The organism is Candidatus Poribacteria bacterium (genome assembly GCA_026702755.1).
In the GTDB taxonomy this organism is placed as follows: Bacteria; Poribacteria; WGA-4E; order WGA-4E; family WGA-3G; genus WGA-3G.
On sequence record JAPPBX010000039.1, the window covers coordinates 1 to 5,748 of the forward strand.

A 5,748-nucleotide genomic window follows, 5' to 3' on the forward strand; every position below is an offset into this window, starting at 1 on the left:
GTATCCCGTCCGGCTTTGCTGAGAATGCGCTTGCTGCTTTGGAGGAGAAGGGCATTATTAAAGATGGACATGTGATTTGATGATTGTCTGAAGCAGGATTTGCAGGATTCAAGGATGGACAGGATTAGAGACACTCTGGAACTGACAATTGTCTTTTACAGATAGCAAAAAGCGGACGAGGGCACCCCGCCCCTACGAACACCCAACTTGAATGCCAAAATTTATCAAAGAAAGTTAATGGTTTCGCTGAATTCCCACTTTTTTCATCATTTATGACATTTTTTGCATTTTATGCACGAAAAGGGGGAAAAAAAGGAGTCTTTAAGAGTATAAGATGACAGAATTATTTTTTTGTAACCTTTTTAACCAATTTTTACACTTAAGTTAGGAAAGGATACGATCACTACTAAATGCTAACCGATTATGAAACATATAGTGATGCACAACTTTTACAACGCTACCAGAAAGGCGATGAAGTCGCACGGAATGTCCTCTTTCAGCGATATAGAGCTCCTCTTCATAAGTTTTTCAGAAGGAGAATCAGCGGGAATCATGAAGATGCAGAAGATCTCGTCCAAGAAACGTTGCTTGAGGCACTGAAAAGCTTAGAAGGGATTCAGTCTCCGGAACGTTTTGGGGCGTGGCTATCCACAATCGCAACACGTGTCCTCGTAAAATGGATTAAGGAGAAACAGAAGCAAGGTGTGCTGGTCGTATTGGATGCCGATCCAGAAGATGAATCGGGGCAAATGGCTCTCACAGAATTGCTTTCCGCACCCGTGACGTTTCAACCGGAACACGGCGTTCTTGATAACGAACTTGCAGAGATCCGCCGCCGTTTTGAGTGCACGCTGCGTCCCAAAGAATTAGAAGTCTTTCAATTAAGGCACAACAGCGATATGACGTTTGAGGAGATTAGGCAAAAACTGGGCATCAGAACAGGAACTGCCAAGTCTCGATATCATCGGGCGTTAGTGAAATTCGAGAAGTGGTTAGAAAAGCATTATCCTGATATCTATCATTTCTTACGTGGAGGAGGTGAATAACCGGATAAAGAGTTATTGGCTATTTTCGTCTTTTTCCCTATAATGTGACGAAATAGTTTTGTAATGGCAGTCTCTTCTTTTTTCAGGGGTGCGCCGAGGGTGGTAGAGACACCGGTCGGCGCGGAGAACCCTGCCATAACTGGTCTATGACAGCGTTAGCCTAATTATAACATAAAACGCCCCTGTTTTGTGAATTTTTAGGTTAGCACCTTACAGGGGTAGATTGCCACGTTCTCCCTGAAAAATCGGCAAAATCCCCGTAACGAATAATAACAAGGAGGTCACATCGTGTTAGGTAACTTGATCTCAAACAGAGGGATCCTCGCAGGACTTGTTTTCTTTCTTGTGGTTGTTGGCAGCAGCCTCCTTTATAGTTGGCACGTTCACCGCACCACTAAGGCGGAACTCGAACAGACGACCCGCGCTGTGCAGACACTTGAAAACAAGAACGAGGCACCCGCCGAACAAGATGTTGGCATTCCCATAGATATAGAAACCCTCGGCACCTCAGAAACGGCTCTTGATACCGATGAGGTACAAACAACGTCTGAAGGGACAGACGCATTAGCGGTGCAGGATACAGATGCTGTTGATATCGCGGATGTGTTCTTACCAGATGACTTCGTTTCAGAGAAAGAAATCGCCGAGGATGTGTCGGTCTCGCCTTTTGGATTCGGACCTTATCCCGAAGTGCCGGAAGGGTGGCCTGCGGATACATTTCCAGCACCCTCTGCAAACCATGAATTGCTGGCACGCGTCGAGATAAAACTTCTCTCGCAAGGTACTAACACCGCAGGAGCAAATATGGAGAACGGCTTAGTCTATCCAGTTATCAAAGGCACCGCCTATGTTAAATGGAAGTCGTATCTCAGACCGGACGGTGAGATTACATATATCAGCGATATTATAGCGCACCCAGAAGATGGTGCCCGGCTGAATGCAATCAGGGCTGAGAAGGGAAGATCGCTTACCGAAATGGATGTGCCATCAGATATAAAATTGGTTTCTTTTGAAGCAGGGGCTATTGACCCTTATCAATTTTTAGATTTACCATAACTGTAAAGGAGACATATCATGAGAAGAATATTGTCCTTGGCTATAATTCTCGCAATGCTTGGCGGTACATCCCTCTGGGCACTGCGAGGTCCAGAAAAAGGCAGAACTTACAATCGAGACAGACAGAAGCGGAGCGGGCATGCTAACTGGGCGAGAGCTTTTGGTGCGGATTCAGATGGTAATATCAGTACCTTTGCTGACGTTGAAGTTGATGTTGATCAACCGTTCGGTGTAGATTATTCAGGGTATGCCAACGTATGGGGAGACGGAAGTACAGGATCCTACTCTCTTTATGCTTCAGTGCCAGGGGATTCTGACTCTGCCAGCGGTATCGTGAGGGGAGATACATACAGGTCTGTCAGCGCGGATGATTTTGATTGGGGAGCGAATGTTAACGCAGAGAATGCTTTAGCTAACTGCTCCTCAAATGGTGAGATACGTATTCCAGGGCACCGCAGCCGTGCTGAAGCTTGGAAATTTGCACAGAAGGGTGAATCGTAGGCCAACCTGCTAACTTGGATATCAAGGGTTAAAAGTCTTAACCCTTGATATCCGATATTAGGCGGAACCATGATACTTATACAAAAGAAAATGCTCATTATTGCTGTAATGTTTGTTGTTCTTGGCATAAGTGTATTATTCATCTTTTTATATAATGATGACCAGCAGGGGATGACCGTCTATAATCATGAATCTACTACGCTCTCCGTGCCAGACGGAATGGTGCTAATTCCAGCAGGTGAATTTAAGATGGGAATTAACTATCCAGATGCATCACCTAATGACGAACAACCAGTGTATACTGTTCGTGTTGATGCTTTCTTCATTGATAAAAATGAAGTTACCAATGCAGAGTACAAGCAATTTCTCATCGAAAACCCGCAGTGGCAAAAACAACATATTGATGAAAGATTACATAACGGCAATTATCTGGCAACTTGGAATGGAAACAACTATCCCGACGGGAAAAGCAATCATCCCGTAAATCACGTGAGTTGGTACGCTGCAATGGCTTATGCAGAGTGGGTGGGAAAACGTCTACCAACAGAGGCTGAATGGGAACGCGCCGCGCGTGGGAACTTAGAAGGGAAAAAATATCCATGGGGAAACAAGATTACTGCTAAAGATGCCAACTACGGTCAGAATATTAGCGATACCACTTCTATTGGTAAGTACCTCCCGAATGCTTACGGCTTGTATGATATGGCAGGTAATGTGTGGGAGTGGTGTTTAGATGAACATGAATTCGGTCACTATGATTCTTTTTCTGCTAACACTCCTATAAGTCTAACGAATTGGCTCATGGATAATTTCACAAATGTCAATAGCGATCGCGTGTTTCGTGGTGGTTCTTGGGCAAGTAAAGCAGAGTCTGTGCGGTGTGCCTCTCGTCTCGTAATATCTCCATCAGAAGCGTACTTCGGTGTTGGTTTCCGTTGCGCGGTGACAGCCACACCTTGAATATCTGCTAATTTTAATCAAAAACTCTTATAGATAAAGGAACAATATGAATTTTTTCAAAAAGATATGGTTTTTGGCACTCGTAGGACTTATAATCTTGAGCATCGGCACATACCTTTTCTTTCGTGGCAGGACACCGACGGAACCTATTAAGTTCTATAAGACGACGCAACCCACACCCAAACAACGCCCGCTACAGACAGAAACAACTACAAAAGAGGCTCCGATAACCCCCGATCACAGTCATGACCATCCACATGATCACGGTTCTAACGACCACGCAGCAGTGCCAACCGCAACGCAGGAAAAGTATGATTGGCGAGACGATAGCACGTTTGAGACACCACCGCCAAAGAATGATCCGTGGAAACAAACTAAGCAAGAGACGGAAGTTGCCGACGCTGCTGATACATATCCTCCCAAAGATTGGTATAAGACAGAAGACCCGGTCTTGCGTGCTGAATACTATGGTGCTCAGATGCTCAAACAGTTTGGGGATACCCCAGAGGTTCGCATTGTCTCAGATTGGGAATTAAAAAAGGAGATGGACATAACGCCAACACATGAAGAACTCATTACGTATCTTGAGGCACTCTATCATCTCTTTCCCAGAGACAAAACGCTGCAAGCACTCAACTACCATCGCGAACTAAGAGCGAAAGGTGTGGAAGTCAAAATGGTACCTGAAGGAGATCCAAGATGAAAAATCCGCGTATTTTACCGCTGTTCTGTTATCTCATCTGTCTTTTCGTTCTCTGCTTTCTCGCTTGTGGAGGCAGAGAAGATGTGCAATCTGGGGCAACTAACCCGTTAAATCCAACAGACACATCAACCGACAGCATTGAAGAATTGGACCCTTTTATTTTACGCGTTGAATCTATCTACGCGCAGCTCAACGAAGGGAAAGTGGATGTTCCGCGAAACTGGGAGAAGGTGAAAGACCCAGTCTTACGTGCCGCATACGCCCGCTTCTTACTCAGCAAGGGAAAACTCGCAATTCCACGCCACTGGATCCATACGGAAGATCGGGTTTTACACGCGGAATACTACCGTGCTCAACTCCTCAAACAGTTTGGAGACATTCCGCAGGTTCACACTGTCGCAAATTGGGAATTAAAAGGTGCGATAGCATCAACGATGGAAATCCCTTGGTTCACGCTGAAACCTGGGGAGCATATTGCTTATCTTGAGGCACTCTATCACCTTTTCCCCAGTGAAGCCAACCGACAGGCACTTGAAAACGCTCGGAAAGACGCGGCGAAGCCTACTTATGAGGAACTGCGGGAGCAAGACCCAGAGTTATGGGCGCAACTTGAACTTGAACGGCTCATTGAAGAGCATGGCGACACTCCGCAGACGCGTATCATGGCGGAATTTCATCGAAAGGACGCATTGGGTCTCCCTATCACTGAAGAAGATTACCTCACCTACCTTGAAGCAATAGTCCATCTCCATCCGGACGATGAAATAGCACCGCGGCTCCTTGAAAGATTTCGGAAAGCGAAAGCCAATGGAATCCCATTTAAGGATGTAAAGACAGATGATATCGTGCCACCTAAAGAAGAAGAGGAGGACGAGTGAGAAATGTCCCACAAGAAACTTTCTTATTCAGGTTTTACATTTGAGAGTACACACTGGCTTCATAACGGATCTAAAGGTGAATCTGTTCACCTAACATCTATCCCAATTTCAGTTAAACGGAAAGCAAAAAGTTAAAGGGTAAAGGTTTGTTGATGGGATAGGCAGAAGCACCCCTTTATCTATTGCTTTCTCATTTCTATAAGGAGATTTAATCATGCTAAAAAAATGGTTTGGAAGTTTAATCTGCCTCGTCTTTGTTTTCGGGTTTACAGCATCTCTTTTTATTGTGTTGGAACCAGCGGAAGCAGACCATAACGTGAGATGGATACGTCCGCTAACGATTCATTATCACTGCGCAGGCGACGGAGGAATTATCCTCTATACCGAATATACTCAAAAAATATGGACTGCGACTGTTAATCATCCACCAGAAACATATCAACCCACACGAGCGTGGGGTGGTGGAATCTCTCTGCAACACACTAACCACGATATAGAGAATAGGCACCTTAACAAAGGTGAGACTGAGTTTAGAATATTGTGGAAGAGAGACGACTGGCGATGTCGTTAGCTTTCTATGGAATGCCGTCCATTTGTCTCCATG

The 5,748-nt window shown here is 45.1% G+C and carries 7 protein-coding genes; all 7 read left to right on the plus strand.

Annotated features, from left to right (window positions below; all coding sequences use genetic code 11):
- Nucleotides 1-410: 410 nt before the first annotated feature.
- The 7 genes from OXH39_07900 (at nucleotide 411) to OXH39_07930 (ending at nucleotide 5,715) form a co-directional block, all read left to right on the plus strand.
- The gene (locus OXH39_07900; protein MCY3550370.1) at nucleotides 411-1,046 is read left to right on the plus strand and encodes an RNA polymerase sigma factor; all 636 of its coding nucleotides are present in this window, start codon (nucleotides 411-413) and stop codon (nucleotides 1,044-1,046) included.
- Nucleotides 1,047-1,334: 288 nt separating this feature from the next.
- Nucleotides 1,335-2,102, plus strand: coding sequence for a hypothetical protein (locus tag OXH39_07905; protein MCY3550371.1), 768 nt, complete (start codon nucleotides 1,335-1,337; stop codon nucleotides 2,100-2,102).
- Between the two features lie 18 nt (nucleotides 2,103-2,120).
- Nucleotides 2,121-2,603 (plus strand): hypothetical protein, encoded by a 483-nt coding sequence (locus OXH39_07910; GenBank protein ID MCY3550372.1) that lies wholly within the window; start codon nucleotides 2,121-2,123, stop codon nucleotides 2,601-2,603.
- 69 nt (nucleotides 2,604-2,672) lie between these two features.
- On the plus strand, nucleotides 2,673-3,563 hold the full coding sequence (locus tag OXH39_07915) for a formylglycine-generating enzyme family protein (GenBank protein MCY3550373.1): 891 nt from the start codon (nucleotides 2,673-2,675) through the stop codon (nucleotides 3,561-3,563).
- 46 nt (nucleotides 3,564-3,609) lie between these two features.
- Nucleotides 3,610-4,266, plus strand: coding sequence for a hypothetical protein (locus OXH39_07920; GenBank protein MCY3550374.1), 657 nt, complete (start codon nucleotides 3,610-3,612; stop codon nucleotides 4,264-4,266).
- Entirely contained in the window at nucleotides 4,263-5,144 is an 882-nt protein-coding gene (locus OXH39_07925) for a hypothetical protein (GenBank protein ID MCY3550375.1), read from the plus strand. The genes OXH39_07920 and OXH39_07925 overlap by 4 nt, the downstream gene beginning before the upstream one ends.
- 214 nt (nucleotides 5,145-5,358) lie before the next feature.
- Nucleotides 5,359-5,715 (plus strand): hypothetical protein, encoded by a 357-nt coding sequence (locus tag OXH39_07930; protein MCY3550376.1) that lies wholly within the window; start codon nucleotides 5,359-5,361, stop codon nucleotides 5,713-5,715.
- Nucleotides 5,716-5,748: the final 33 nt, after the last annotated feature.

Bases quoted from the DNA above. Each gene is read 5' to 3' on its own strand.
- OXH39_07900 (MCY3550370.1), top strand. From the start codon at position 411: ATGCTAACCGATTATGAAACATATAGTGATGCACAACTTTTACAACGC.
- OXH39_07910 (MCY3550372.1), top strand. From the start codon at position 2,121: ATGAGAAGAATATTGTCCTTGGCTATAATTCTCGCAATGCTTGGCGGT.
- OXH39_07915 (MCY3550373.1), top strand. From the start codon at position 2,673: ATGATACTTATACAAAAGAAAATGCTCATTATTGCTGTAATGTTTGTT.
- OXH39_07920 (MCY3550374.1), top strand. From the start codon at position 3,610: ATGAATTTTTTCAAAAAGATATGGTTTTTGGCACTCGTAGGACTTATA.
- OXH39_07925 (MCY3550375.1), top strand. From the start codon at position 4,263: ATGAAAAATCCGCGTATTTTACCGCTGTTCTGTTATCTCATCTGTCTT.
- OXH39_07930 (MCY3550376.1), top strand. From the start codon at position 5,359: ATGCTAAAAAAATGGTTTGGAAGTTTAATCTGCCTCGTCTTTGTTTTC.